Genomic DNA, 503 nt, shown 5'->3' on the forward strand with positions numbered 1-503 from the left:
CTCAGGTTCTAATGGGGAACGAGTGGTGATTTTATTCATTAGGCGTTCCTGTGATGCTGTAGAAACTCTTCTTGTTCTTGTTCTTCCTGATAATGTTGTTGATTTAGCTAATCTTCATCTTCTCGTCGCACTAGCTCGAGAAACTTATTTTCCTTATGACGAGCCTGTTGCAGCATCTTTTGGCATAACGTAAGGCGCTCACGCTCATTGGCTAAACGTTCCAATAATTTGGCGCACTCCAGTTCATAATTGGCCTCCTTTTCACGTAGCGACGCTATTTGTCGCTGCCATTTCTCCAAATCTTTACAATTCAGTGTGGTGTTTTTTCGCTGATCAAATAGACGTTGCTCCTCATCAATACGCCACAAATGGTAATCCTGACTGGTTTGCACCGCCTCTTGATGACGTCGATGAGCTGCCTGCAAGCAAGCTTGCTGAGTCTTGATGGCTTTCTCCGCACGTTCAACGCGTAAAACTTTAACCCGGTGCAGGCGGCGTATCAT

General features: G+C 45.3%; 1 pseudogene. It reads right to left on the minus strand.

Annotation, left to right across the window (positions count from 1 at the left end):
- Positions 1–38: 38 nt before the first annotated feature.
- Positions 39–503 (minus strand): annotated as a pseudogene (gene yscO / locus J5M73_RS31105) (type III secretion system central stalk protein YscO).

Source organism: Pseudomonas sp. 50_B (assembly GCF_017491625.1).
Taxonomy (GTDB): Bacteria; Pseudomonadota; Gammaproteobacteria; order Pseudomonadales; family Pseudomonadaceae; genus Aquipseudomonas; species Aquipseudomonas danubii.